19 protein-coding genes are annotated in these 25256 nt (G+C 53.3%); 7 read left to right on the top strand and 12 right to left on the bottom strand.

Translation table 11 applies throughout. The features are described 5' to 3' along the window. Positions 1–139 precede the first annotated feature (139 nt). Positions 140–817, top strand: coding sequence for a response regulator transcription factor (locus tag EHT87_RS17885; protein WP_124908008.1), 678 nt, complete (start codon positions 140–142; stop codon positions 815–817). Beyond that, positions 814–2181, top strand: coding sequence for a sensor histidine kinase (locus tag EHT87_RS17880; RefSeq protein WP_124908007.1), 1368 nt, complete (start codon positions 814–816; stop codon positions 2179–2181). Before EHT87_RS17885 ends, EHT87_RS17880 begins: the two co-directional genes overlap by 4 nt. Positions 2182–2203: 22 nt before the next feature. Here the strand turns inward: EHT87_RS17880 and EHT87_RS17875 are convergent, their stop codons facing one another. Together EHT87_RS17875 and EHT87_RS17870 are read right to left on the bottom strand one after the other, a co-directional pair. Continuing rightward, a complete protein-coding gene (locus EHT87_RS17875; protein WP_124908006.1) occupies positions 2204–4819 on the bottom strand; it encodes an ABC transporter permease in 2616 nt (871 codons plus the stop codon). After that, positions 4816–5142 (bottom strand): PadR family transcriptional regulator, encoded by a 327-nt coding sequence (locus tag EHT87_RS17870; protein ID WP_124908005.1) that lies wholly within the window; start codon positions 5140–5142, stop codon positions 4816–4818. Before EHT87_RS17870 ends, EHT87_RS17875 begins: the two co-directional genes overlap by 4 nt. A gap of 268 nt (positions 5143–5410) precedes the next feature. On the opposite strand from EHT87_RS17870, the gene EHT87_RS17865 reads away from it, so the two are divergent. After that, on the top strand, positions 5411–6523 hold the full coding sequence (locus EHT87_RS17865; protein ID WP_229321160.1) for an NAD(P)H-dependent flavin oxidoreductase: 1113 nt from the start codon (positions 5411–5413) through the stop codon (positions 6521–6523). Positions 6524–6663: 140 nt separating this feature from the next. On the opposite strand, the gene EHT87_RS17860 is transcribed toward EHT87_RS17865, so the two are convergent. From EHT87_RS17860 to EHT87_RS17815, 10 genes are all read right to left on the bottom strand, one after another. Then, entirely contained in the window at positions 6664–6909 is a 246-nt protein-coding gene (locus EHT87_RS17860) for a hypothetical protein (protein ID WP_124908004.1), read from the bottom strand. A 211-nt stretch (positions 6910–7120) separates the two neighbouring features. Then, positions 7121–9400, bottom strand: coding sequence for a TonB-dependent receptor (locus EHT87_RS17855; protein ID WP_124908003.1), 2280 nt, complete (start codon positions 9398–9400; stop codon positions 7121–7123). 133 nt (positions 9401–9533) lie between these two features. After that, entirely contained in the window at positions 9534–11588 is a 2055-nt protein-coding gene (gene ppk1 / locus EHT87_RS17850; protein ID WP_124908002.1) for a polyphosphate kinase 1, read from the bottom strand. Then, complete coding sequence (locus tag EHT87_RS17845; RefSeq protein ID WP_124908001.1) at positions 11585–13924, bottom strand: GAF domain-containing protein; 2340 nt, start codon at positions 13922–13924, stop codon at positions 11585–11587. The genes ppk1 and EHT87_RS17845 overlap by 4 nt, the downstream gene beginning before the upstream one ends. Before the next feature lie 131 nt (positions 13925–14055). Next, a complete protein-coding gene (locus EHT87_RS17840) occupies positions 14056–15024 on the bottom strand; it encodes an NAD-dependent epimerase/dehydratase family protein (RefSeq protein ID WP_124908000.1) in 969 nt (322 codons plus the stop codon). 82 nt (positions 15025–15106) lie between these two features. Beyond that, positions 15107–15352, bottom strand: coding sequence for an acyl carrier protein (locus EHT87_RS17835; RefSeq protein WP_124907999.1), 246 nt, complete (start codon positions 15350–15352; stop codon positions 15107–15109). 87 nt (positions 15353–15439) lie between these two features. Then, positions 15440–18586 carry an efflux RND transporter permease subunit gene (locus EHT87_RS17830; protein ID WP_124907998.1) on the bottom strand — a complete coding sequence of 1049 codons (3147 nt, stop codon included), beginning with the start codon at positions 18584–18586 and terminating at the stop codon, positions 15440–15442. A gap of 92 nt (positions 18587–18678) precedes the next feature. After that, positions 18679–19728, bottom strand: coding sequence for an efflux RND transporter periplasmic adaptor subunit (locus tag EHT87_RS17825; protein ID WP_124907997.1), 1050 nt, complete (start codon positions 19726–19728; stop codon positions 18679–18681). A 39-nt stretch (positions 19729–19767) separates the two neighbouring features. Then, positions 19768–21087, bottom strand: coding sequence for a TolC family protein (locus tag EHT87_RS17820; RefSeq protein WP_124907996.1), 1320 nt, complete (start codon positions 21085–21087; stop codon positions 19768–19770). Positions 21088–21171: 84 nt separating this feature from the next. Next, a complete protein-coding gene (locus EHT87_RS17815; RefSeq protein ID WP_124907995.1) occupies positions 21172–21795 on the bottom strand; it encodes a TetR/AcrR family transcriptional regulator in 624 nt (207 codons plus the stop codon). A gap of 289 nt (positions 21796–22084) precedes the next feature. Between EHT87_RS17815 and EHT87_RS17810 the strand changes: the two genes are divergently transcribed. The 4 genes from EHT87_RS17810 to EHT87_RS17795 are packed head-to-tail and all read left to right on the top strand — an operon-like array spanning position 22085 to position 25239. Beyond that, positions 22085–23041 carry an aldo/keto reductase gene (locus EHT87_RS17810; RefSeq protein ID WP_124907994.1) on the top strand — a complete coding sequence of 319 codons (957 nt, stop codon included), beginning with the start codon at positions 22085–22087 and terminating at the stop codon, positions 23039–23041. After that, positions 23034–24071 carry a zinc-binding alcohol dehydrogenase family protein gene (locus EHT87_RS17805; protein ID WP_124907993.1) on the top strand — a complete coding sequence of 346 codons (1038 nt, stop codon included), beginning with the start codon at positions 23034–23036 and terminating at the stop codon, positions 24069–24071. Before EHT87_RS17810 ends, EHT87_RS17805 begins: the two co-directional genes overlap by 8 nt. Further along, positions 24071–24886 carry a sugar phosphate isomerase/epimerase family protein gene (locus EHT87_RS17800; protein ID WP_124907992.1) on the top strand — a complete coding sequence of 272 codons (816 nt, stop codon included), beginning with the start codon at positions 24071–24073 and terminating at the stop codon, positions 24884–24886. Before EHT87_RS17805 ends, EHT87_RS17800 begins: the two co-directional genes overlap by 1 nt. Positions 24887–24897: 11 nt before the next feature. Beyond that, positions 24898–25239, top strand: a complete 342-nt coding sequence (locus tag EHT87_RS17795) for an L-rhamnose mutarotase (protein ID WP_124907991.1) — start codon at positions 24898–24900, stop codon at positions 25237–25239. Positions 25240–25256: the final 17 nt, after the last annotated feature.

Here is a 25256-nt window from a genome sequence, read left to right as displayed (position 1 = left end):
CATTCCTTTTCAAAATAACCACCCCTTTCATTAAAGGCTGATTAGTGACTTATTAGAATTTGGTTAGAGTCGGGAACAAAGCCCTGATTTGGCAACTTTGTTACTACATTTAGTCAGGGAAAAAGAGATTGATGCAGGTATGAATGTCTTACTGGTGGAAGATGATGTCGAACTGGCCCAGTTTATCCAGAAGGGGTTGCAGTCCGAAGGTATTTCGGTTTCGATGGCGTTCGACGGCGTTATTGGCCGGAGTATGGTCAACGAACACCGGTTTGATGTAGTCGTGCTGGACGTCAATATTCCCGGCATGAACGGCTACGATCTGTGCCGGTATGTGAAGCAAAACTGGCCCGCCATTCCCGTTATTCTGCTGACAGCGCTGGGGAGTCTGGACAATAAAGTGCTGGGGTTTGAATCCGGGGCTGACGATTATCTGACCAAACCGTTCGCTTTTAAGGAGCTGCTTTTTCGGCTCAAAGCCCTTGCCCGGCGGCATTCACCCCGGCCGTTGCTGCCCCAGCGGCTTCAGCTCCTCGACCTGGAACTCGATACGCAGTCGCACCAGGTCTGGCGGGCGGGGCAGCGCATCAACCTGACCGCGCGGGAATATGCCCTGCTGGAGTATCTGCTGGCCAACCAGGGGCGGGTCGTGAGCCGGGTGAGCATTCAGGAAAATGTCTGGGATGTGCATTTTAATACCAACACCAACGTCGTGGATGTGTACATCAACTATCTGCGCCGGAAAATTGATACCGTAGACCCGAAGCTGTTGCATACCGTCTTTGGGGTCGGGTATATGATCGGCGCCGAACCATGAGCATCAGGCAGAAGATAACCATTGCGTTTGGTCTGCTGGTGGCGGCTTTGCTCATTCTGTTTTCCGTGTTTATTTTTCAGGCCTACGAATCCTACCGGAGTTCGCTGATGAAGACCCGGTTGCAGCGCCGGGCACTGGCGGCCCAAACCTATTTTCAGAACCGCAGCGAATTTCAGCAATCGACCTACCTGACCTTACCCGAGCAGCACGAAACGCTTTTCGATGCCCAAAACCAGCGTATCTACGCATCGACCGGACCCGACGATTACCCGCCAACGCCCGAACTGCTTCAGGAGGCCCGACGCGAAGAAGTGTATTTTACTTACCAGAGTCCCGAATGGGAAGCCCCGAAGGAAGGCGTTGCGCTGTCGTTCCGGCATCAAAACCAGGTTTATGTTGCCATCGTGACGGCCTATGACCTGAGTGGGCGGCAGACCAGCCGGAATCTGGTGGCCATCCTGATCGGCGGCAATTTTCTTTCGCTGGTGGTCATTGGTCTGGCCGGTTTTTTGTTTGCCAGCCGGGCGATGTACCCGTTTGACCAGCTCATTCGCCAGATCAATACCGCTACAGTCAATGATTTTTCATTTCGGCTGATTCACGAACCCCAACCGGACGAAGCCAGTTATCTGGCCCGATCGTTTAATGACCTATTGAGTCAATTGCAACAACTGGCGCTGAGCCACGAACATTTTATCGGCTATGCTTCCCACGAAATCCGGACACCCCTGACGGTGGTCAAAGGGATGCTGGAGACAAGCTTAGCCTATGACAAGACACTGGAAGCTACGCACCAAAGCATCGAAAAAGCCCTTTTCCGTTTAGATGGTGCCATCGACTTGGCCAACTCGCTGTTGCGTTTAACCGAAGTGGAAGGGCTGAACCCGTCGCGACTGCTGGAGGATATCAATCTGGTGGATACCATTCTGGATACCGTAACGTATTTTCAGGAAAAATACCCCGAACAGGCCATTGAACTCCAACTGACCGATATTTTTACGGAAAGCAGTTCGACGATCAAGGTAGTTGGCAACAACAGTCTGCTCCGAACAGCCCTGATCAACATCATCGACAACGCCTGTAAATATTCCAGTCACCAGCCAGTACAGGTTCAGGTGACCTACCAGCCTTCCTGGGTTGTGATCGATGTCATCGACCGGGGCATTGGTATTCCGGAAGCCCAGCTATCCGACGTGTTTCTGCCCATGATGCGGGCCGGGAATGTGGGCGGTATTCAGGGGTTTGGCCTGGGCTTAACCCTGGCGGAAAAGATTGTCGGTATTCATCAGGGCATGCTCCACATCCGGTCGGTGCCTCATCAGGGCACCACCGTGTCGGTTAAACTACCCGCCCTGCCGTTCTGATCGGGAAGCAACCGTCGGGAACTCACTCGCTCCGCAAACTCTTTACCGGATTAGTCAAAGCCGCCCGGATGGCCTGATAGCTCACCGTCAGCAAGGTAATGAGTAAGGCACCCGCACCCGAAACCGCAAAAATCCACCAGGAAATTTTGGAGCGATACTCGTACTGCTGTAACCAGCCGTTCATAAAATACCAGGCCAGCGGGCCGGCAATCAGGCAGGAAATGATCACCAGCATGACGAAATCTCGGGAAAGCAGCCCCCAGACGTTGAAAACCGTGGCCCCCAGCACTTTCCGGACGCCGATTTCCTTGGTCCGCTGTTCGGCCACAAACGAGGCCAGTCCGAAAAGGCCCAGGCAACTGATGAAAATAGCCAGAATGGCGAAGAGCGTAGCGAGATTCCCGACGCGTTCTTCATCGGAAAACTTGCGGGCATATTCGTCGTCGCTGAATTTGTATTCGAATGGGCTTCCGGGATTGAATTTCTTGAAAACCGGTTCAATTTTAGCCAGGGCGTCGCGGGTAGACAGGGCTGGGTTGGTACGGACGATGATCATGTTCAACCAGCCGTAATCCATCAGAAAAATGGTAGGAACCGTCGGTTTGAAAGGGGAGTCCATCACCATGTCTTTGACCACGCCGGTAACCACGTGATCCCGCCCGTTCCAGCGCATGATTTTTCCAACGGGATTGGTAATACCGGCCAGTTTAACGGCGGATTCATTGAGGATGAACGAACCCGAATCGCTCGGAAAATCGCGCGAAAAGTCCCGGCCCGCAACGATTTTCCAGCCCACGGTTTTGCCAAAATCATGCGTTACGGCAATGGTTCCGAACAGCGGGTCGGTTGTCGGATCTTTTCCTTTCCACTGAAAACCGCTGTTGTTGGACCAGATCTGGGTGGGCGGGCTGTTGGATTCCGTCATTTCGACGGCACCCCCCGATTCGATCAGTTCATTGCGCAGTTCATTGTAGTGTGCATTTAATTCCGGCGTATTCATCGCCACCGTGATCAACCCGTCGCGACTATACCCCACCGGGCGGTTTTTGGCGTGCTGAATCTGGCGAAACACAATGATGGTACCGATGATGAGGGAGATAGAAACCGTAAACTGAATGACTACCAGGACCTTCCGCGGCAGCGAAGCAAAACGCCCGGCGCGCATGGTTCCCTTCAACACCTTGACCGGTTTAAAGCTGGATAAGTAGAAAGCCGGATAGCTGCCGGATACAAAACCGGTAAAAAGTGTAAAGCCGATGGTTAGAAACCAGAACGAGGGCGTTGTCCACGGAATGGTAATGGCTTTGTCGGCTAGGTGATTAAAGAAAGACAGCGAGCCCCACACCAGCGCAATGGAGAACACCAGCGCGATGAAGGCCACCAGAACGGATTCGCTGAGAAATTGCCCGATCAACTGTCCGTACAGCGAACCGATGGCTTTACGAATACCGACTTCCTTGGCCCGTTTCTCGCTGCGGGCCGTGCTGAGGTTCATGAAGTTGATGCAGGCCAGCAGCAGCACAAACGCGCCGATGATGCCAAATAACCAGACAAACTGAATGCGTCCACCCGCCACCTTGCCGTTTTTGAACTCGCTGTACAAATGCCACTGCTCCATCGGGTGTAGCGAAATATATTCGATTTCTTTGATGTGCGGCAAAACGATGTCCTTGATTTTGGCCGAGAGCTGATCAAAATCAGACTGGTCACTCACCTGCACCACCAGTGAACAACCGTGATTCCGCCAGGCCGAGGTTTGCGTATTCCACCAGTTTGCGGTATTGTGCCAGGGCAGTAAAAAACGGACGTCATGAAAGGTGGTATTGTGGGGCAAATCTTCGTACACACCGACAATCTTCATGTTCGTTTTGTTGTCTACCCTGATCACTTTATTAATTGGATCCTCGTTGCCAAAAAGCGAGGTGGCAACCGACTCCGAAAGCAGAACCGACGAAGGATCCCTGAAGGCTTCGCGGCTGCCTTTGAGCATGGTGAGCGAAAGCATTTCCGGGAAGTCGGGTTGCGCCCATGTGCCGGATTGTGCTAGTTTCTTGTCGCCGACCGCCAGAATGTTGGTACTCATCCAGAGCAACGATAACCGTTTGAAGTCGCTCGGGTAGTTGGTTCGCAGTTCGTTTTCGAGGGGTACAACGATGCTGTGATACGTCCCCGTTTCGCCGTTATAGGTTTGAGTACCCATCACATAGGCCAGCCGGTCATGGTTTTTATGGTACGAATCGAACGATAATTCATCCCAGATCCACAAACCAATCAGCATGGCCACGGCCATACCGGTTGCCAGACCGGCAATGTTGATGAAAGAATAAACCTTGTTCTTCAACAGGTTTCGGAAGGCGATTTTGAAATAATTGCGGATCATGGTCGTACCCAGAAAGAAAGGTGGAGAAGCGTCAAATTCGGCCGGTTTTTGTTTCATCAGGGAAGGACGCACCAGACTCAGCACATCCCGTATGTAGCGAATCCGGGCTTTCCGGACGCCAATCAGTTCGATCCGTTGCCGGAACAATTCGTCCAGATCGCCTTCCATTTCTTCGACCAGATAGGAAGGACAGAACCCGTGCAGCAGACGTGTGGCCCAGCGGGGTGGTTGTGGAGCCGAATTGAGCGGTTTTTTCATGTCCAGGCGGTCGTCGGAATGGCATCCCACATCTGATTGCGGAGTTGCCGGATTTCTTCCAGTGCCCGCCGACCCGCGACGGTGACGGTATAAAGCCGCTTCCGGCGCCCGCCCCGTTCCTGCGTTACGCCCCCCAGCCGCGACGTGAGCAGACTCTTTTCCTCCAGCCGGTGCAGGGCCGAATGGACCGCTCCCAGATTGACGGAACGACCCATTTGCTGTTCGATTTCGGTGGTGACGGCTGCCCCGTACGCATCGCCGGATCGGATGGCAACGGACAGGAGTACAACTTCTTCAAACTCGCCCAGATAGGTTCCTTTCATCAGCTGGAAATATTAGTTGTGTAAATGTATAACAAATGCCTTGCCAAACTACGAAATAGGTCTTTCTGCGCAATTAAGGCCGGTTTTGTAGCAAAACCTTGTCCAGAAACGGACAGATATTGTACGCTTCTGGACAGCAATGATCGGTCCGTCGCCGGGCTAAACCGTTTCAACGGTTTGGGATAGATGGCCTTGACCTCCGGTTTAAAGCGGGGGCTGATCGTGATGCTGGAGCCGAATTTGAATGATAAATGAATACTTTTGTTGAATGGAAAGGGAACCTAAAAAACGGATGACGATGTGGCCGAATAACCGGATTCAGAACCTGTTGGGAATTGAATGGCCTATCCTTCAGGCACCGATGGCGGGGGCCGTTTTATCGAAAATGGCGATTGCCGTTTCGGAAGCGGGTGGCCTCGGTTCGCTGCCTTGTGCGCTGCTCAACGCGGAACAGATCCGGAACGAAGTCGGCAACATCCGGCAGCATACGAAAAAACCGGTCAACCTCAATTTTTTCTGCCATCAGTCGCCAGATGCCGATCCGGAGCGCGAAAACCGCTGGCGGAAACGACTCGAACGTTATTATGCCGAATTCGGAATTGAACCCCAAGCCCCCTTTCCTACGACCAACCGCACGCCATTCGATCACACGATGTGTGAACTGGTCGTGGAGCTTCGGCCCGACGTTGTCAGTTTCCATTTTGGCCTGCCAGCTCCCGAACTTCTGGCGCAGGTGAAGGCCACCGGGGCTAAAATTTTGTCGTCGGCAACCTCCGTGGAAGAAGCCCGCTGGCTTGAAAAAGGCGGCTGCGACGCCATCATTGCCCAGGGGGCCGAAGCGGGTGGGCATCGCGGGCTATTTTTGAGCCGGGATGTCTCGACGCAGGTGGGTACGATGGCGCTGGTTCCACAGGTGGCCGATGCCGTGAAAATACCGGTCATCGCTGCGGGCGGTATTGCCGATGCGCGGGGCATTGTGGCCGCTTTTGCCCTCGGTGCGTCCGCCGTTCAGTTGGGAACCGCTTATCTGTTTTGCCCGGAAGCGGAAATTTCACCCCTGTACCGGGAGGCATTGCGGAACGCCAGGGACAACAGCACGGCACTGACCAACGTATTCACGGGACGTCCGGCGCGGGGTATCGTGAACCGGGTTGTTCGCGAAGTGGGCCCGTTATCGGATGCGGCACCGGAATTTCCGCTGGCGGGTGGCGCGCTCGCTCCGGTGCGGCTGGCGTCGGAATCCGCTGGTTCTTCGGATTTTACGTCGCTTTGGTCCGGTCAGTCCGCTCGCCTGGGTCGTGAACTCCAGGCTGGGGAACTGACCCGCTTGCTGGCGGAAGAAACGCTCGAAAAACTGGCCATTTACAAATCGCTGGGGTAACCAGAAGTAGCTCGATAAATCAAACAAACACGCCAATGCAGGATCACCGAAGCAAATGAAACGATTTTGCTTCGGTGAGGGCCCGGTGATGACCGCTTTCCGACGCACGCCCTGGAAAGCTTTCTGGATACTACCGGAAATTACGGTTTGGCTATCGAAGGGGTATTCAGGGATTTTATTTCGTCATCGAGCACGGACTTCATGATGCTGAGGATATCGGCCGCCAGCATCTTTTCGCCGTCATCGATCAGGCGGCTGTAGGATTCGTACAGGATGTGACACCTCCGCTCAAACCGGGTGGATGGCGAAACTGAAAAAACGGTGGCCTGGCCCTTGAATTGACCAGCAATGACGGTTTCCCGCGTTTTACTGAATAAGTTAGTCATACACACAAATTAATTTTTAGAAAACATCTCGTTTTATAGAACCCGACCTGATCTGGTATTGCTTGTGCAAGAATACTAAACTACAAAACAAAACCCGACTTGGTTGGTCGGGCTGTATTTTAATTCTTTTCTACCCCTGCGGGTACGCTAAAAAAAACAGCAAATATCAGGCCAGTCGATTCGGAAGGCCCCCGTTACGAGCTTGATTTTTTTACCAGAACAGGGTCCAGTTCAGGCGGGCGAAAAACGGAGTGCCGGGCGTGAAGTGAATTTCGTCGACCGGAGCGGTTTCGCCCCGCAGGCGGCTTTCGGTGGCAAACTGCGTTTCTTTCCAGCGGGTATTCAGCAGATTCTGTATCGACAGGCCAAACTGGTAGCGGCTCCGGGTGTAATTAACCTGTAAATCCGTTACGAAATACGATTGAGCGATGATCGAGTTGTCTTCGTTGGCGGGCCGATTGCGCATGTACCGATACCGCAGGGAGCCACTCCATCGACCGACATTTTGAAGCGTTACACCACCCGTGGACGTGAAGGTGGGTGCCAGTGGCAGGTAATTCTGCGCCCGCCCGGTTGGTCCCGATTCGACACCGATAGCCCGGGGTTTGGCGGTATTCAGATCCAGATCGGCATACAGATTTCGGGTCAACTGATAGCGGATCGAAACATCGATTCCGTACCGGCGCGACCGACCGCTGGGCTCCACCACGCCTTCATCACCCACGTAAACAAACTCCTGTTGCAGCCACAAATACCAGCTTGCCGCGTTGATGAGCAACGTGGGAAATGGTTTGAAAATCACCCCTAAATCGGACCCGTAGGCGGCCGGTAGAATGTCCCGCCCGTTTTGGGGAACCACCACGCGCGTATCGTTGGAGTGAAATCCCTTACCGGTATTGAGATACAGTTGCAGCCGCGGATTGGCGGTGTAATACAGGTTCAGCTTGGGCGAAATCAAAGCCGCATCCGCCCGTCTGGTGACCGGAGTGGGCGGGATCAAATCCGCGTACTGGTTTCGGAAATAATCCAGCCGGACGCCCGCGTTAAGCGAAAAATGGTCGGAAAACTCAAAAAGCTCATCCACGTAAGCCCCGGCATTCAACTCGTCGATGTTGCCAAATTGCCGCCGATCCAGCGTTTCTACCCGGTTTTTGGTGTGGGAAAGCTCGGTATGGTGCGTGAAATCCTGCCGGTATTGAAGGCCCGCCGTGGACGTTAGCCGGATTTTGCCGACAAAATCGGTGCGGGAAATACTCCCGTTGTACCCCAACAAATTCCGGTATTCTTTTTGGCGGATCTGGTCGCCGTTGATCGAATCTTCCCGGAAAAACGTAAAGTTGGAATACAGCTCAAACTGGTAATTGCTGTAGAAAACCTGGTTTTTGATGGTGTAGTTTTTTGGCGTAACCGTCACCAGTTCGGCATTGACATTGGTTCGACTCGTTTCGCCCCCTTCGGTCGGATCGACGGAGCCGAAAAACCCTGCCAGCCCTGAAGCCACTGCCCGGTCGGGGATCTGGCCGGAATGATTCCACTTGCTCCAGAAAGTCGATCCCGTTAGCGTCAAATTGGTATTCTCCGACAGGTGACCATGGTATTTGCCCACGATGTTCAGCCGCTTAAAGTGCTGTGGATGGTCGAAATACGAATCAGAATACGAGTACTCCGATGCCAGATAAGCCGACTGATGGGCGTCCCGGCCTTTCGGACCGTGGCCCAGTAAATCCAGCCCGGCCACCGCCCGGTAGGAGTTGAATTGTCCGGTTTCCAGCTTCACAAAACTGCGGTCCAGGGCCGTGCGCGTTCGGAAATCGGCCCAGCCAGCCGTCGTAAAATTGCCTTTTTCGGCGTTATAAGGCCCTTTTTTGAAATCAACCCGCTCAATTAATTCCGGAATGACAAAATGCAGATCGGCGTATCCCTGGCCGTGGGCGTGCGACACCATGTTGACCGGCATCCCGTCCACGGTCAGGCGAATGTCGGTTCCGTGATCGATATCGAATCCCCGCAAAAAAATCTGCTCGGCTTTTCCGCCCCCCGCGTGTTGACCAATGAATAGCCCCGGCACCATCCGCAGAATTTCCTGCGAATTGGTGATGGGCCGCATCCGGATGTCGAGGCTGCTAATCAGTTGCTGGTCGTGCGCTTGCCGGGACGAAACGACGATTTCACTCAGCTCGATGGGGGCCCGGTTCATGAATGTAGTCACCGCCGTTGTCTGATCATCGGTTACCGTTACGCTGATGGTCAGTGCTTTAAAGCCAATGTGGGAAATTTCGATTTTGTAGGGAGCCGCCACCAGATCAGCGAAGCGGTATTGCCCCAGTTCGTTGGTAACGGTGCCTTTTCCCAAACCGCTGAGCTGGACGGTGACGCCACGCAGGGGCAAATTAGTCGTCTGGTCGATAACGGTGCCCGAAATACTACCCAAATGGGCAAACGCCTGAAGGCTGATGAAGGGCAGTAGAAGGACGTAGAGCGTTCGTTTCATAAAACGGGTCAGCAGTCGGGCGTCATTTGGACGATAGAGCCACAAATTTACAACATATTACCCGGATGAATTGGATGAACTGCGGCAATAAAATGGGCAAAAACGGGCGTTTTCGGGACTGCATGTTCCACGTTTACGGTTGCAGCAATCGATAAATAGCCACTTGCGAACGCACCGGCTGATCGGATGCGGGAATGGGTTGCATCGTCAGGTAACGATCGATGAAACGGGCCTGAACCGTGTCGGCCAGCTGGCAGTCGATGAGCTGCCGGATTTGCGTCTGGAGGAACGGGTCATAGACCGGAAAACAAACTTCGACGCGCCGGTAGAGGTTGCGGTTCATCCAGTCGGCTGATCCCAGATAGGTCTCGGGCTGGCCGTTGTTGTGGAAAATAAACACCCGCCCGTGTTCGAGATACCGGTCTACGATGCGCCGGACGGTGATGTGCTCACTGAGCCCGGAAACGCCCGGCACCAGCGTGCAAATGGCCCGGACAATGAGGTCGATCGGCACCCCGGCCTGACTGGCTTCGTAGAGTTTGTCGATCATCGTCTTTTCCTGTAAATTATTGAGTTTGATGATGATCCGCGCCGGACGACCCGCCCGTTGATGCGCGATTTCGCGGTCGATCAGGGCCATAAACCGGTGCATCAGGTTGAACGGCGCAACCAGCAGGTGTTTAAACGGAATGGCTGGGTAACCGGCGGGTTGCTGGCGGCTTTGCAGGTACGTAAACAACTGCGCCAGTTCATCGGTCAGGCCCCGGTGTGTGGTCAGCAGGACGTGATCGGTGTAAAAACGGGCGGTGCTTTCGTTGAAATTACCGGTCGATAAAATACCGTATAACTGGCTTTGGCCGTCCTGCTGCCGTTTCACGAGGGCGGTTTTGGCGTGAACCTTAAGCGACGGAATGCTGTAGACGAGCCGAACGCCAGCGGCTTTCAGGCGTTTTCCCCATTTCAGGTTGTTGGCTTCATCGAAACGGGCTTTCAGTTCGACAAAAACCGTTACGTTTTTGCCATTCTTAGCCGCACTGATCAGGGCGTTGACAATCAACGATTCCGAAGCCACGCGGTATAAGGTGACGTGGATTTCCTGCACGAAAGGATCGATGGCCGCTTCGTTGAAGAAGCGCAAAACGGCATTGTAGGAGTGATAAGGCGGGTGCAGCAAATAATCCCGGCGTTCGATGCGGGCAAAAATCGATTCGGTTCCCTGCAAATCCGGGTGCGGCAGCGGGGGCTGGGGCGGATAACTCAGGCGGTTATCGGTCAAATCGGGCAGCGCGGCCAGGTCGCTCAGGGTATGATACCGTCCCCCGGCAATCAATTCATGCCGGGTTAGGGTAAAGTAAGTGGCGAGGTAATTCAAGAGTTCGGCCGGCATCGAAGCATCGTACAAAAACCGGGTGGGCAAACCGACCTTGCGCTGTTCGAGCATCCGGGCGATGTTTTCGTCCATCTCGCCGGTAAATTCATCGGCGATGCTGACGTCGGCATTCCGGTTAATTTTGATGCTGTAGCAACCCCCGATCGTGTAACCCGGAAATACCGCCGGAAGGTGCTGCCGAATCACATCGTCGAGAAACAGAATGGGATGCTGGTCGTCGGTCGACGGCAGTTTGAAAAACCGGGGCAGGGCGCTGCGGGGAATGTTCAGCAGTGCATACCGAACGGAACCCGCTGTGGCCGACGGCGACAGGGAAACCGCAAAATACAGGGCGTTGTCGGGCAACTGGAGCGGATTGCCGACGGTTTGATCCAGCCAGACCGGTTGCAGAAATGCCAGCACCCGGCAGAAGAAATAATCCGTTACGGCGGCTTCGTACGCGGCCGGAAGGGGTTCCCCGTACAGCAGATGAACCCGGTTCTGCCTCAGTTCCGGTAAAATCCGACCGTTCAATAACTGGCCAAACGCTTCCTGATCGCGGTAAACCGTCTCCTGCACCAGGGGCAACATTTGCGTATCTGCTCCGTCGTTTTCCGGTGTTGCCAGCGACCCCAGGGCCAGCAGACCGGGCATCCGGACGCGCGAAAATTCGTCCAGATTGGAGGAAAAAATGGCTAGAAAGCGAATCCGTTCGTAGAGCGGGGTGTCGGGGTTCGCAGCTTCGAGCAACACCCGGTGATTAAAATTCAACCAGCTCAGATCCCGGTTAAAATACAGGGGCGGAAAAGGTACACTCATGCCTCCTCGTTCGAATAATTGAGGTGTAACCGGATGGCTTTCAGTTTGGCAACACCCTGTAGCGGTTCCAGATCAAGGTAGTCGATTCGGGGCAGCAGCTTGTTTTCTTCTTGTAATTTAGTGATAAAAGGTAGATAATCAGCCACTTCCCGGCGATTGGAATACACGAGCGCGATGGTATCCGGCTGGGTCAGGCGTTCCTGCGTTCCGGCGATATACGCTTTATCGATTCGCTTTTTGAGCACTTCGTACCGAATGCTGTAGGAGCCTTCGACATCGAACCGGTGTTCGTCCTGCCGGAAACTGATGTCCACCGGTTGCGTATGGGCGAGCAACAGTTGGGTGGTTTGCAGCGGCAGGGGCAGGCGGGGCAACAGCAGGTGCGTCAATTGGGCCATTTCGAGCATCGAATTCAGTTGCCACTGGAAGAAACGGTGCAGAAAATCAGGCGCGAAATTCACTTTTGGCGCAATCGACTGGCCGACATAAATCGTGTATTCCATGCCGTCGGTGCGGTAGCGCTCGAAATAATGCGGATAAATGGCCTGAAGTTTTTTTTCTTCATCCTTGATGTAGGTATTGACCGCCGTATTGAGCCATTCCACACTCCGTTCATACACCTGCAAAGCCTGATGAAACAGCCCGTTAACCGGGTTCGTCTGCTTGAAATAGTGCTGGATCGACGCTTCCAGGTGCGGATAATGAAGCCGCAGGTGTTGAAAATAAGGCTTTATGTCCTGAATCAGAAAATCCGAAATGCCCAGTTCGTCCTCCGGATTCAGGCCGACGGTCAGTTTCGACCGCCAGTGCGAAGTCGTTGCCAGCAGTTGATTCGGCATCGTCAGCTCGTTCGGTAAATTGCTCTCGCTCAGGAGATTCTGGATGGTTACCAGCTGATCGTAAAAATCCTGGCGGACGGCTTTGTAGCGTTCGTTGGAAGAATTGCGAATGTCGATGGCACCGTAAAGCGGATACACCTGCGGAAACCGCACCTGCGTGGCTTCACTGTTGAAGGCTTCTTTTTTGTCCAGCCGCATGTATTCCCAGGCCACCTCATTGAATTTCCATTCGACGGCGGGTTGCAGGGGCGTAAACTTCTTTTTGATGAGCTGATCGAGATTTTGCCTGAACTGATGCAATTGATACCGCAGCAACTCCTGAACCAGCGGAATAACCTGATCGATTTTTTGCAGGATTTCGTCCGCAAACGCATCGGGGTGCGGACTGGCCATTTCCAGCACGCCCAGCATTTCCTTGCCGCTCACAACGGGATAAAAAGCAAAGCTCCGGATGCCTTTGCGGGCCAGCATTTGCTCTTCCGGTTCGGGCAGCCCTTTCAGGTTGGGAAACAGGAGCGGAACGGGATTTTGAATCAGGGTATGAATGATTTTCTGCGTGGTCGGATCATAGCCGTCGATCACCGTACTCGAATGCCGGAAGAACACACTGCGGGCGCTCACTTCCGGCTGATGGACGTAAAAACCATTCACTTTCGAGAACGGAACGATGCTGATCTGGAGGTCGGTCTGGCCCACCAGATTTCGAAGAGCGGTTTCGAAACGGCGGTAAATAACCGGCTCGGCATCCGAATGCAGGTGCGTAAAAACCGCCTGCAACTGCTGAATGGTTTCGGCTTCCGTGATGTCTTCCACCACAAAAAAAGCGAAGCCTTCGGACGTAAACTCGCACAGCGGCAACTGGTCGGCGGCCTCCGGCAAGGGACCGGTTCCGTTGGCAAAATCGATCCAGGCGGGGCGCAGGGCCGGCAACGGCGTATTCAGACGGGGTTCAATGAACGTGTTGTTGATATCGATCCGAAAATACCGCGTGAGTCCGTTTTTGTATTTATGAAACCGGAAGCTGGGGTTGGCTTTTTTGCCAGGCGGTATTTTGTAGCATTTTTCGAGAACAAGCTGGTACAGAAAGCGCAGCTTATCTTCCGCACAAATGTCTTCGGGCAATTTCGACAACAAATCCGGAAACTGTTCGATCAGGTTCGTAAACCGGGCCGACTGATACAGAATTTTCATCGGAACGGGCAACCCGAACGTATAGGCGATGTTCTGACCACTGGCAGTCAAGGGCATAACCGCCAGCGCAGCCAACTGAAAAAGCCCCGCTAACCGGTCCGGTCCGAGGATCTCTTCGAGCGGTCTTTCATCGGCAGTGGGTACGTTTTCAAATTGCTCCAGCAGATGTTCATATAGGCTGAACAGAGCGGTATTGGATCTATTTTTCTCCTGTTGTGCTTTCAAAAAGCCGATGAAAGGCTGGAAAGACAACCTGACTTCGAATGGAAGAGCGACTGATGGGGAAACAGAAAGGGTCGTTTCCATAATTTTGTATAATTTTCAGCAAATAGTACGCTTTAGGCTTGATTTCGGATTGACACCAAAGGAAAAAGCAAGGTGAATGTTTCTGTTTAGGAAACACCAAAGCCGGTCTGTGAGTTGCGTAGATGCGGTTTTTACTTTTCTTCCAGCAAGAAAGTCTGTTCGGCCTGAAATCCGTTTACCATGCGTTGCAATCCTTCTTCCAGCAAAACCCGGGGCTGATAGCCCAGCAACTGCGCGGCTTTGCTCAGATCGGCGAAGGTTCGGCTGACATCACCCAGTTGGTCCGGACGGTACTCAATCCGGGCTTTGCGGCCCGTAAAGTATTCCAGATGTCTCACCAGATCGATCAAGGCAATGGGCCGACCGCTTCCCAGGTTGATGATTTCAAACCCGCTGACCCGTTCGACCGCCCGCACAATACCGGCCACAATGTCGTTGACGTACGTGTAGTCCCGCACCGATTGGCCGGTGCCGAAAAGCTGAATGCGCTCACCGGCAAATAAACGCCGGATAAAGCTGGAAATCGCCATATCGGGCCGTTGATTGGGGCCATAAACGGTGAAAAAACGGAGGCAATAGGCATTCAATCCGTATAACTGGTGGGCGTTTTGAATAACCATTTCACCCGTTCGCTTGGAAATGGCATAGGGCGAGGCCAGGCCTTCGATCAGATCCGACTCCCGGAACGGGGTTTCGTTGCGTTCGCCGTAGACCGAAGACGAGGAAGCAAACACCATTTTGTCGACCTTGAAATCCTGCATCGTTTGCAGCAGGGTAACGGTGCCGGTCACGTTGGTGTCAAAATAAGCCGCCGGTTTTTGCAGGGAAGGACGCACCCCGGCCAGTCCGGCCAGGTGGATTACGGCATCGACCGGATACGTACCAAACAGCAGATGCAAAAAATGCGACTCCCGAATATCCCCTTCAAACAGATAATAGCCCGGTTGGTTCTTAAAATTGGCCACGTTCCGGCGTTTCAATTCCGGGTCGTAATTCGAACAGAAGTTGTCGACTGCCAGAACAATGTGGCCTTCGTCGAGCAGTCTTTTGGTGAGGTGGGTGCCAATAAAACCGGCACCACCGGTAACGAGAATCGTCATGGTTTGATGTGGTTTAGCTTCCGGCCGGAAGCGGATGCTGTGCCGTCGGCCAGCTGCGCAGCCTGGGTTCGGCAACCAGGACTTAGTCGAACTTTCGTTCTTCGGCCAGGTAGTCCTTCAACTGGCCAACGGTTTCCAGTTTCCACCATTCCTGATCCGTTATGTGCACTCCGAAGTCAATTTCTACCTGAAGCAACAGGTCCGTAATGTCCAGTGAATCAAGGCCCAGATCCCGGGTAAAGTGCATGTGGTCGGTTAAGGCCGTTTGGCGAACTCCCATGCCGTGGAGAAGGCCCTGCAGGCGGTTGTCGATTTGTTGAGCTTGCATGATGAAAAGAGTAAACAGCGTTTCAGGCGCTGGTTTCAAGGAGTCCCGTCCCGGTTTATGATTCCCACAAACCGGGACGGGATCGCATTAGTAGACGGCGGTTTCCGCTACCTCATGGGTTGTTTTTGGTTTGCTAAAGCGATTGGAGAACCACTCTTTCGTCCGGTCGACGAGGTAATACATCATCGGAACCAGAAAAACCGTTAGTACCATCGAACTGGTCAGCCCGCCAATCAATACCCAGGCCAGCGAGTTTTTCCACTCCGAACCGGCTCCGCTGGCGATGGCAATCGGAATCATCCCGATCACCATGGCGATGGTCGTCATCAGAATCGGGCGCAGCCGCTCTTCGCCGGCGTGGAGAATCGCATCCCGGTAATAGACGCCTTTTTCCTTCTGCTGATTGGCAAAGTCGACAATCAGAATGGCGTTTTTCACCACCAGACCAATCAGCATCAACATCCCCAGCAGGGCGAAAATACCGATGTCCGACGAACTCAGCGCCAGCGCCAGGAAAGCGCCCACGACCGCAACCGGAACCGACGTCAACACGACCAACGGATAGATAAAGCTGTCGTAGAGCAACACCATGATAAAATACACCAGCATCAAACCGGCCAGCATCGCGATTCCGAGCGAGCCGAAGCCTTCGCTCTGGTTCTTGGCGTCGCCACCCCAGCTGATCGTTACCCCGGCCGGCAGCGGATTTTTCGCCAGATCGGCCTGAATGGTACTGGTCAGCGTTCCGGAGCCGGTGCCCAGCACGTTGGCCGTTACGGTCACGGACGACCGGCGGTTTTTACGTTCCAGCAGCGAAGGGCCGTTGCTCAGGCTTACATTCGCAAATTCCGACAATCGAACCGTGCGTTCAGCTGATGGGCTATAGAAGTTGATGCTTTTGACGTCATCCGGGTTTTTCCGGTCGAAGGCATCGAGCATGATGCGGATGTCGTAATCTTCGCCACCGTCGCGGAATTTCGAATCGTCGTTGCCGGCGAAAGCATTCTGCATGGTTGCGCCCACCGTCTGGATGTTCAGGCCCAGTTTCGCCATTTTTTCGCGGTCGATTTCCACGCGCACTTCCGGGTTGCCCAATTCGATGGATACGTTGACGTCGTTAGCTCCCGGGGTTTTCCGAATGCGGTTTCCCAAGTCGTTGGCCGAGGTCAGCAGCTGGTCCATGTTATCGCCACTGAGGAAAATTTCGATGGGAGCCGTACCGGAATTGACGATACCAACCACCGAAGATTTGAACTCGATGGCGGGAAAACGCTGCTCCAGTTCTTTCCGCAGCGAAATCATGTACGCTTCCGTGGGCTGGTGACCGGGCCGTTCGTTGGCTTCGGCCAGTTCAATCGTCAATTCACTCCGGTTGGTTTCGCCCTGTCCGGTGCTGTTCAAACCGGTACTGGCCCCGGCTACGTTTGTGAAAATGCTGCGGACTTCCGGTTTTTTACGCAGGTAATCCTCAATCTGGCGGGTGGTCAGGTTGTTGTGTTCCAGCGATGAACTCTTGTCGACTTTCATCGTCAGCAGGAATTTTCCCTGATCGCCCTCCGCCACAAACTGTGATCCAATGATTCCCAGACTCATCACCCAGCCGGTGAACACGAAGAGCGCAATCAGGATACCGGTAAACGCCAGCTTGTGGGTCAGCACCCATTTCAGGCTACCGTGGTACCAGTTGGTGAGGCCCGTCAGCCCTTTTTCAAACCAGAGCAAAAAGGCCTGGAACGGATTTTTGGGGTTCAGATGCTCCAGCTTGGCCAGCCGGGAGGTCATCCAGGGCGTCAGCGTAAAACTCGCGACCAGACTCGTCATGGTGGCGAAGGCGACGGTGAGCGAAAACTGACGCAGCAAATCGGCGATCACCGAATCCACGAACGTAATCGGCACGAAAACCACCACAATCACGAGCGTAATGGCCACGGCGGCAAAACCAATTTCTTTCATGCCGTCGAGGGTCGCCTGCCAGCGGTCTTTCCCCATTTCCAGGTGTCGCTGGATGTTTTCCAGGACCACAATCGAGTCATCGACCAGAATCCCGATCACCAGCGACAGGGCCAGCAGCGTCATCAAATTGAGCGAATAACCCATCACGAACATGAACAGGAAAGCCGAAACCAGCGAGGCCGGAACGGACACCATAACGATGAAGGCGTTCCGGAAACTGTGCAGAAAAAGCAGCATCACGACGGCCACCAGCCCAACGGCCAGAATCAAATCGTGCGTAACGGCTTCCACGGATTCGAGCGTAAACACGCTGCTGTCGTAGGCAATCGCAAAATGGACTTTGTCTTTGGCGTTGTCTTTCTCGATCTGGGCCAGTTTTTCCTGAACCAACCGGCTGATTTCGACCGCATTAGCGTCGGATTGCTTCTTGATGAACAACCCAATCCCGTTCTGCCCGTTGAAGCGGCTGATGCTGGCGGTTTCGGTCAGGCCGTCGGTTACGTTGGCCACATCGCCCACGCGGATCGGGCTGCCGTCTTTGGGCGTCACGATTACCAGTTTCCGGATGTCGTCGAGCGAACTAAATTTGCCCGCCAGCCGCAGCGTCATGTTTTCCGTGGTGTTTTTGACTTTTCCCGTCGGAAAATCGAGGTTGGCCTGGTTGATGGCCTGCGAAACCTGAAGCAGCGATAAACCGTAGTAGTTCAGCTTGTCGTCATCGACGTTAACGCGGATTTCCCGCTTTTCGCCCCCCACCATCGTAATGTCGGCCACGCCTTTAATCTGCTGCATGACCGGCAGATACTTGTCTTCCATCTGCTGATAAAATACTTCGTTGGGCAGGGAAGACGTCGCCAGCAATTGCATAATGGGCTGGTCGCTGGGCGATATTTTGGACATCGACGGCGTTTCGGCGTCGTCGGGCAAGTCGCTCACCATTTTATTGATGGCCCGCTGGGCGTCTTCCAGCGCCTTATCGACATCGGTACCCGGTTTGAATCCGACAATAATAACCGAGGCATTCTCGAACGAATTGGCTTTCACATCGTCGAGGTTATCGAGTCCGGAAATGGCGTCTTCGATCTTTTTGCTGACTTCCGTCTCGACTTCCGACGGAGCCGCTCCCGGATAAACCGTGGTGATGGTGATGGTTGGCACCGAAAATTCGGGCAACAACTCATAACTCAGCATCCGGTAGGAAAATATACCGCCGATGGTCAATATCGCGAAGAGCACGATAATCATCGAGGGGCGTTTGATGATGGTTTCGAAGAAGTTCATAGTCTTTTTTATTGAGTGAATTAGTGATTGAGCGATTGAGTGAGGAGCGAATGCGTGATTTTTCGCTCAATCACTAATTCACTCAATACTTTTCATTGTGCATGGACTAACGTGCCGTTCTGGAGGTTGATTTGACCGCTGGTAACCACCTGATCACCCGCTTTCAACCCTTTCGTAATTTCATAATACTGGTTGGTTGTCGTACCGATTTCCACCGGTTTCAGCATCGCTTTGCCATTTTCAACCACATACACCTGCGGAGCTTTGGTCGATCCCATGATGGCCTGGCGGGGTACGGCCAGCGTTTGCGTCTTCAGCTTGTTCAGGTTGGCAATGGAGCCGTACATGCCGGCTTTCAGCGGATTGGCACCGGAGTTGCTCACCGTGATCTGAACCGGATAATTGTGGGCGGCATCGCCTTCGGCACCAATCATCGTGATTCGACCCGTAAACCGGACGTTGGGATACACTTCGGTTTCGATGGGCAGCGACTGGCCAACCCGGAACTGGTTGATGGCTTTTTCCGGAACGTCGACCACCAGTTTCAGCGAGGAAATGTCCGTGATTTTGGCAATTGGCGAACCGACGGAAACGACGGAGCCTTTTTCGACCAGTTTCTGCGTGACAATGCCCGAAAACGGAGCGGATACGGTGGTGTTGGCAATCTGCTTTTTGAGTTGCTTGATCTGGGCTTCGGTGGCGCGGATGTTGAGCTGGGCGCGTTCGAGGTTGATGGCCGGTGTGGCATCGCCTTTCACCAGTGCTTCATACCGCCGAACGTCATTCTGGTAGCCTTCCAGCGTCACTTGCAGGGCTTCGACCTGATACCGGAGTTGTTCGTCGTCAAGCTTGGCAATCAGACGGTTGGTGCCGATAAACTGGCCTTCCTCGATGGGCAGCTGGGTGATTTGACCACCGGCCTGGGGCCGGATTTCTACTTCGCGGTTGGGCAGGAAGGAGCCCAGAAACTGGGTTTCTTCCGACAGGTTGCGGAGTTCGGCCACGGCGGTCCGTACGCCCACTTTCAGGTCGGCGTCGGGTTTGTATACTTTGGCTTCTACTTCTTTTTTGTTGTCGAGCAGCGTCCAGGCGGTCAGGCCGAGTGTGCCCACGAGAATCAGTACAATAATGATGCGTTTCATGGCGTAAACAGGTTGTGTGTTTGTGGTTAATGCGGGATGTTATGGGTTGACAATCAGATTTCCGGTTGCTTTTTTCCAGTCGAGTTCGGCGGAGCGAAAAGCGACCAGCGTGCTGAGGTAGGTGTTCTGGGCGTTGCGCAGTTCATCTTCCGTCTGAATGACTTCACTGATTCCGACCGTTCCCTCTTTGAATTGAAGCTGGGTCTGGGTGTAAATCTTTTCGGCCAGCGCAACCTGGGCGCGGTTGGTGGTCAGGTTGCGTTGTTCCACCAGGAGCTTGTTTTGGGCATTGGTGATGTCCATCGTAATCGACTCGCGGGTTTGCTGCAGCTGGGTGTCGAGTTTCTGATTGTCAATCCGCGCCTGAGTCACCTTCGATTTGCGGGCCAGTCCGTCGAATATGTTCCAGTTCAGTTGAAGCCCCAGCCAGTAACCCGGCACGTTTTTGATGTAGGAGTTTTCTCCGCCAGTGGCATAAACCGTGCTGTTGGCAATGCCATAGGCCGACAGAGTCGGTAAAAAACCGGCTTTGATGTTTTGCAGATCGAGTCCGTTGAGGGCTTTCTGACGGTCGAGCAGCAGGAGGTCGGTGCGATTGATGGCCGGCGCATCGAAGGCGGTGACGGGAATGGTTTCGTCAATTACCGTCCGGACCGTCAGCGGATCGCTTTGGGGCGTTCCGGTCAGGTATTTGAGCATGTTCAGCAGCTGGTTGTAGGTCGCCTGCAACGACTCGATTTGCGTTTCCGATGCGGTTTTGCTCAAACGCAGCCGATCCACATCCACTCCTTTTGCCAGTTGATTCTGCCGCTGGAGGTCCGTAATCTGAATCATCCGGTCGGACGAAACGATGTTCCGGCGCAGAAAAGCCATTTGTTGCGCCGTCGTTTGCAGGTTGTAATACGTTGCCGCCACATTGTAGGCGACATCTTCTTTCACCTGCCGGGTTTGCAGTGCCGACAACTCACGGCTGGTTTTGGCGGCTTTCAGGCCAATCAGGACCGAAGGGTTGTAGAGCGCCTGCGAGGCCTGAAGGGACGTGGACAGGTTGTAGGGAAGCCCGAATGCCAACACCGAATAGCTGCCTTCGGGGCCACCGAATGCCGATGCAGGAACAACCTGGCCCGGTATTTTCAGATAACGTTTGTAATCGCCGGTCAGATTGACGGAAGGCCGGGCCCCGGCTTTGACTTCGGCTATTTTGGCTTCCGTTTTCGTTTCGTCGAATTGGGCCGATTGAACGCTGAGGTTGCTGGTCAGCGCCTTACTGATCAGTTGGTCTAGGGTAAGCTCCTGAGCACGGGCCATGGTGTTACTAAGGAGCAGGATTAAGCCTAGATACCAAGTAGTGTGTTTCATGCGGGATGGTTGTATTAAAACTGGATTTTCAGTTGATTAAATTGTTTGATTTAAGCATTTGATTAAACTGTGGGCAAAAAAATATTAGGTGCTATGTTCCGGTTTAAAAAGGTAGTCGCAAAGCATATCCTTGACATATTCCATATGCCGGGTTGCAAAAGCCTTGAATCCGGCTTCATCCAGCCCTCTGGACAGCATGGTCATGGGTTTAGAGACAAACAGAAACTGAATATTGGCAATGATCATGGTCAGGATGTGATGCGATTCAATAGCCGGAATCGTTCCCTGAACGATTGCATTTTCAATTTCTTTATCAAATTTGGATTCCGTCAGTTGTTTAGCCATACCAACGGTGGCAAAAAGGCGTTCCGGATTCCGGTGCAGTTCATTCATGACGAAGATGGTCAGGTTCGGATTCTTCATCATCATCTGAAACTGGTGATCCATCAGTTTGGATATTTTCTCGCGCAGGCTAATCGGCTGATTAAGTAGTTCGAGCATACCCTCAAACATCAGACCGCACATATCATCGAATATAGTTTGGAACAACTTCTCTTTACTCCGAAAGTAGTAGTTCATCAAGGCACTATTGATCCCAGCGGCCTTCGCAATATCCCGCGTTGTAGTACCGTCAAAGCCTTTTTCAAGAAACACGTTTTTAGCGGCTTCCTTGATTCGTTCTTCGGTTGATTCTGAGATGCACTTCATTTTTTTAGTAATTAATGGTCCAAAAGTAGAACACGTAAAACTAACAAACAAGCATTTTAACCAAAATGTTTAATCACTTGATTAAAATTATAATTTCTTCCCGCAATGAGCCTCCTAATTAAGTAACACTGCGGGCAGAACAGGTAACTGTTGCCTAACGAACAGGATACAATAAAGTAATAATAGCAATGGTAATTGACGATTTCGATCCCAAACTACTATTTTCGGTTTTCAAACGATAAACGGTCAAATTGGCGACCTTGTTTGTCGTCTTACAACTAACAAACGAATGGACTATCGTAAATTGGGTAAAACGGCGATAAATGTTTCGCTCCTCAGTTTCGGAGCGTCACCCCTGGGCAATGTGTTTGACGAAACCAATGAGCAGGAGGGCGCACGGGCTGTTCACGCAGCGATCGACCACGGGATTAATTTTTTCGATGTAGCCCCGTTTTACGGCGACACACTGGCAGAAACCCGGCTCGGTAAAGCGCTGAAAACCAAACGCAATGCTATTTTTCTGGCCACCAAGTGCGGGCGATACGGCAATGGCGTCTTTGATTTTTCGTACAATCGCATCCTGCGCAGCATCGACGAATCGCTGGAACGCCTGCAAACCGATTACGTCGATCTGCTCACCGTACACGACATCGAATTTGGTGACCATGACCAGGTTATCAACGAAGCCATCCCGGCTGCCTTGAAAATCAAGGCGATGGGGAAAGCGCGCTACGTTGGTTTTTCGGGATTACCGGTTCGCTACCTTGCCAGGGTAGCCCGGGAAGTGGAGGTCGATACGGTTTTATCGTGGGGCCATTATACGTTGCTCGAAGACGAAATCAACGATGAACTGGTGCCGCTTTCGCAGGAAAAAGGGTTCGGACTCCTGAACGCGGCCCCGCTGATGCAGCGTATTCTGTCGGATGCGCCCATTCCGGTGTGGCAAAGTTCGCCACAAGCCGTCAAGGACCTGCAACCGAAACTGCTCGAATTGTGCCGTGAATACGGTTTGGCACTGAGCGATGTGGCGCTGCGGTATGCGGTCAGTCATCCGGTGATTGCCACCACGATCGTTGGCCTGTCGGAACAGCGCCATGTGGAGCAGAACATTCGGGCGCTCGAGCTTACCATTCCTGACGAACTTCTTCAAAAAATAGAAACGCTGGTTGCGCCGGTCAAAAACCAGATGTGGTTTGAAGGAAAACAGGAAAACAACATTCCAAAGCCAACTTTTCAACATGACTAAACAACGCGCCCTAGTGCTGGTCGAACCCGGAAAAACCGAGGTTCGCGACATTGACATACCGGTTCCGGGACCCGAAGACGCTTTGCTTCAGGTCAATATGGTTGGTTTCTGCGGGGGCGATCTGAACGGTTTTCGCGGCTTGTTCGAGTTGCAGGAATACCCGAATGTGCTGGGCCACGAAGTCGGAGCCACCATTCTGGAAACCGGAAGCCAGGTTCCCGATGGGTTTCAACCGGGGATGAAAGTAACGCTCAATCCGTATCTGAACTGCGGCCATTGTGTTTCGTGCCGGAAAGGTCGCCCCAATGCCTGTCAGGACAACAAGACGATGGGCGTTCGTCGGCCGGGGGCCATGACCCGGTTTATTACTGTGCCCTGGCAGAAGCTGCATTCTTCTACCGGTCTTTCTGTCAGAGAGTTGGCGCTGGTCGAACCGTTGACGGTCGGTTTTCATGCAGCCGCTCGCGGGCGGGTGGCAGCGGGCGAAAAAGTGGCTGTTATCGGGTGCGGTATTGTGGGTATGGGCGCCATCGCGTCTTCCGTTCATCGCGGAGCTGAAGTAATTGCCATCGACATCGACGATTCCAAGATGCGCATTGCCAGGCTGGCGGGTGCGGCTCATACCATCAATACCACGAAAGTCGATTTGCATGAAGCCCTGCTGGAAATCACCGACGGCGACGGCCCTGACGTAATCATCGAAGCCGTAGGCAATCCGTCAACCTACCGCTCGGCGGTGGAAGAAGTGGCGTATACCGGTCGGGTGGTGTACATTGGGTACGCCAAGAAACCGGTCGATTACAATACCGGTACGTTTGTGCGGAAAGAAATCGAAATTCTGGGCTCCCGCAATTGTCTCGGTGATTTTCCGGATGTGATTGCGTATCTGGAAGCGGGTAAATTTCCGGTCGATGCGGTGATTAGCCGCGTCGTTTCGCTGAATGAAGCCGGTGCTGCGCTGGCCGACTGGTCGGAAAACCCGGGACCGATTACGAAAATTATGGTTAATTTTGATAACAGCCCCACTTGATGAAATCCTGCGTTACCATTGCTTTAGTTCCCGAAATTAAAACCGGCCCGTGGATTTACTGGAACGATCTGGAAGCCAGCATGGCCAAAGCCGCCGACCTCGGCTTCGATGCCGTTGAACTGTTCACAGCTTCGGCGGATGCCGTCCCTGCGGATCGGCTGGCGGCTCTGGCCGATCAGTTCGGATTGAAAATCGCGGCTGTCGGCACCGGGGCCGGGAAAGTGCTGCACGGGTTAACCCTGACCGACCCCGATCCGGCCATTCGGTCAAAAGCCGTAGCCTTCATTTCGGACATGATGGCGTTTGGGGCCACCTTCGGCGCTCCGGCCATCATTGGTTCCATGCAGGGCAATGCGGTTTCGGGGATTGAAAAAAAACAGGCGCTGGCGTGGCTGGCGGAAGGCTTGAACACCTTGGGAAAACGGGCGGAAGACCAGGGTGTCAAGCTGATTTATGAACCGCTGAATCGCTACGAAACCAACCTGATCAATCAGCTCGAAACCGGTGTATCCTTCATTAACTCCCTCGAAACCCGGAGCGTGGTGTTGCTGGCCGATCTGTTTCACATGAACATCGAAGAAACATCGCTGGCTGAAAGCATCCGTTCGGCGGGGTCGCACATCGGTCACGTTCATTTTGCCGACAGCAACCGCCGACCGATTGGCCGGGGTCATACGGCCATGAACGACGTCGCAACAGCTCTAAAAGAAATTGATTATCAGGGGTATATCTCCGCCGAAGCTTTTCCGTGGCCCGATTCCGATCAGGCTGCAACCCAAACGATTACGTCGTATAGACAGTATTTTAGTTCGTAAACCCAACAACCATGCAACGATTCTGCCTCGCCCTTGACCTGAAAGATAACCCCGAATTGATCGCTGAATACGAACAGTGGCACGCCAAAGGAAGCGGGTGGCCGGAAGTTCGGGCGAATGACCTGGCCGCCGGTATTCTGGATCTGCAAATTTACCGCACCGGAAACCGCATGGTGATGATTCTGGAAACCGACGACGCGTTTACCTTCGAAAAGAAAGCCGCCCTGGATGCCGTCAACCCGCACGTTCAGCGGTGGGAGGAATTGATGTGGAAGTTTCAGGAGCCGCTGCCCTGGGCCAAACCGGGCCAGAAATGGATTTTAATGGACCAGATTTTCCAGTTTGAAAAATAAGCCAATCCAAGCTCCCC

The sequence above is a fragment of the Larkinella knui genome (genome assembly GCF_003858645.1).
Taxonomy (GTDB): Bacteria; Bacteroidota; Bacteroidia; order Cytophagales; family Spirosomataceae; genus Larkinella; species Larkinella knui.
The sequence above is the reverse complement of the archived record's forward strand: the minus strand, read 5'-3'. Positions and strand labels throughout refer to the sequence as shown.

Coding starts and splice junctions, on each gene's coding strand:
- EHT87_RS17885 (WP_124908008.1), top strand. CDS start 140: ATGAATGTCTTACTGGTGGAAGATGATGTCGAACTGGCCCAGTTTATC.
- EHT87_RS17880 (WP_124908007.1), top strand. CDS start 814: ATGAGCATCAGGCAGAAGATAACCATTGCGTTTGGTCTGCTGGTGGCG.
- EHT87_RS17875 (WP_124908006.1), bottom strand. CDS start 4,819: ATGAAAAAACCGCTCAATTCGGCTCCACAACCACCCCGCTGGGCCACA.
- EHT87_RS17870 (WP_124908005.1), bottom strand. CDS start 5,142: ATGAAAGGAACCTATCTGGGCGAGTTTGAAGAAGTTGTACTCCTGTCC.
- EHT87_RS17865 (WP_229321160.1), top strand. CDS start 5,411: ATGGAAAGGGAACCTAAAAAACGGATGACGATGTGGCCGAATAACCGG.
- EHT87_RS17860 (WP_124908004.1), bottom strand. CDS start 6,909: ATGACTAACTTATTCAGTAAAACGCGGGAAACCGTCATTGCTGGTCAA.
- EHT87_RS17855 (WP_124908003.1), bottom strand. CDS start 9,400: ATGAAACGAACGCTCTACGTCCTTCTACTGCCCTTCATCAGCCTTCAG.
- ppk1 (WP_124908002.1), bottom strand. CDS start 11,588: ATGAGTGTACCTTTTCCGCCCCTGTATTTTAACCGGGATCTGAGCTGG.
- EHT87_RS17845 (WP_124908001.1), bottom strand. CDS start 13,924: ATGGAAACGACCCTTTCTGTTTCCCCATCAGTCGCTCTTCCATTCGAA.
- EHT87_RS17840 (WP_124908000.1), bottom strand. CDS start 15,024: ATGACGATTCTCGTTACCGGTGGTGCCGGTTTTATTGGCACCCACCTC.
- EHT87_RS17835 (WP_124907999.1), bottom strand. CDS start 15,352: ATGCAAGCTCAACAAATCGACAACCGCCTGCAGGGCCTTCTCCACGGC.
- EHT87_RS17830 (WP_124907998.1), bottom strand. CDS start 18,586: ATGAACTTCTTCGAAACCATCATCAAACGCCCCTCGATGATTATCGTG.
- EHT87_RS17825 (WP_124907997.1), bottom strand. CDS start 19,728: ATGAAACGCATCATTATTGTACTGATTCTCGTGGGCACACTCGGCCTG.
- EHT87_RS17820 (WP_124907996.1), bottom strand. CDS start 21,087: ATGAAACACACTACTTGGTATCTAGGCTTAATCCTGCTCCTTAGTAAC.
- EHT87_RS17815 (WP_124907995.1), bottom strand. CDS start 21,795: ATGAAGTGCATCTCAGAATCAACCGAAGAACGAATCAAGGAAGCCGCT.
- EHT87_RS17810 (WP_124907994.1), top strand. CDS start 22,085: ATGGACTATCGTAAATTGGGTAAAACGGCGATAAATGTTTCGCTCCTC.
- EHT87_RS17805 (WP_124907993.1), top strand. CDS start 23,034: ATGACTAAACAACGCGCCCTAGTGCTGGTCGAACCCGGAAAAACCGAG.
- EHT87_RS17800 (WP_124907992.1), top strand. CDS start 24,071: ATGAAATCCTGCGTTACCATTGCTTTAGTTCCCGAAATTAAAACCGGC.
- EHT87_RS17795 (WP_124907991.1), top strand. CDS start 24,898: ATGCAACGATTCTGCCTCGCCCTTGACCTGAAAGATAACCCCGAATTG.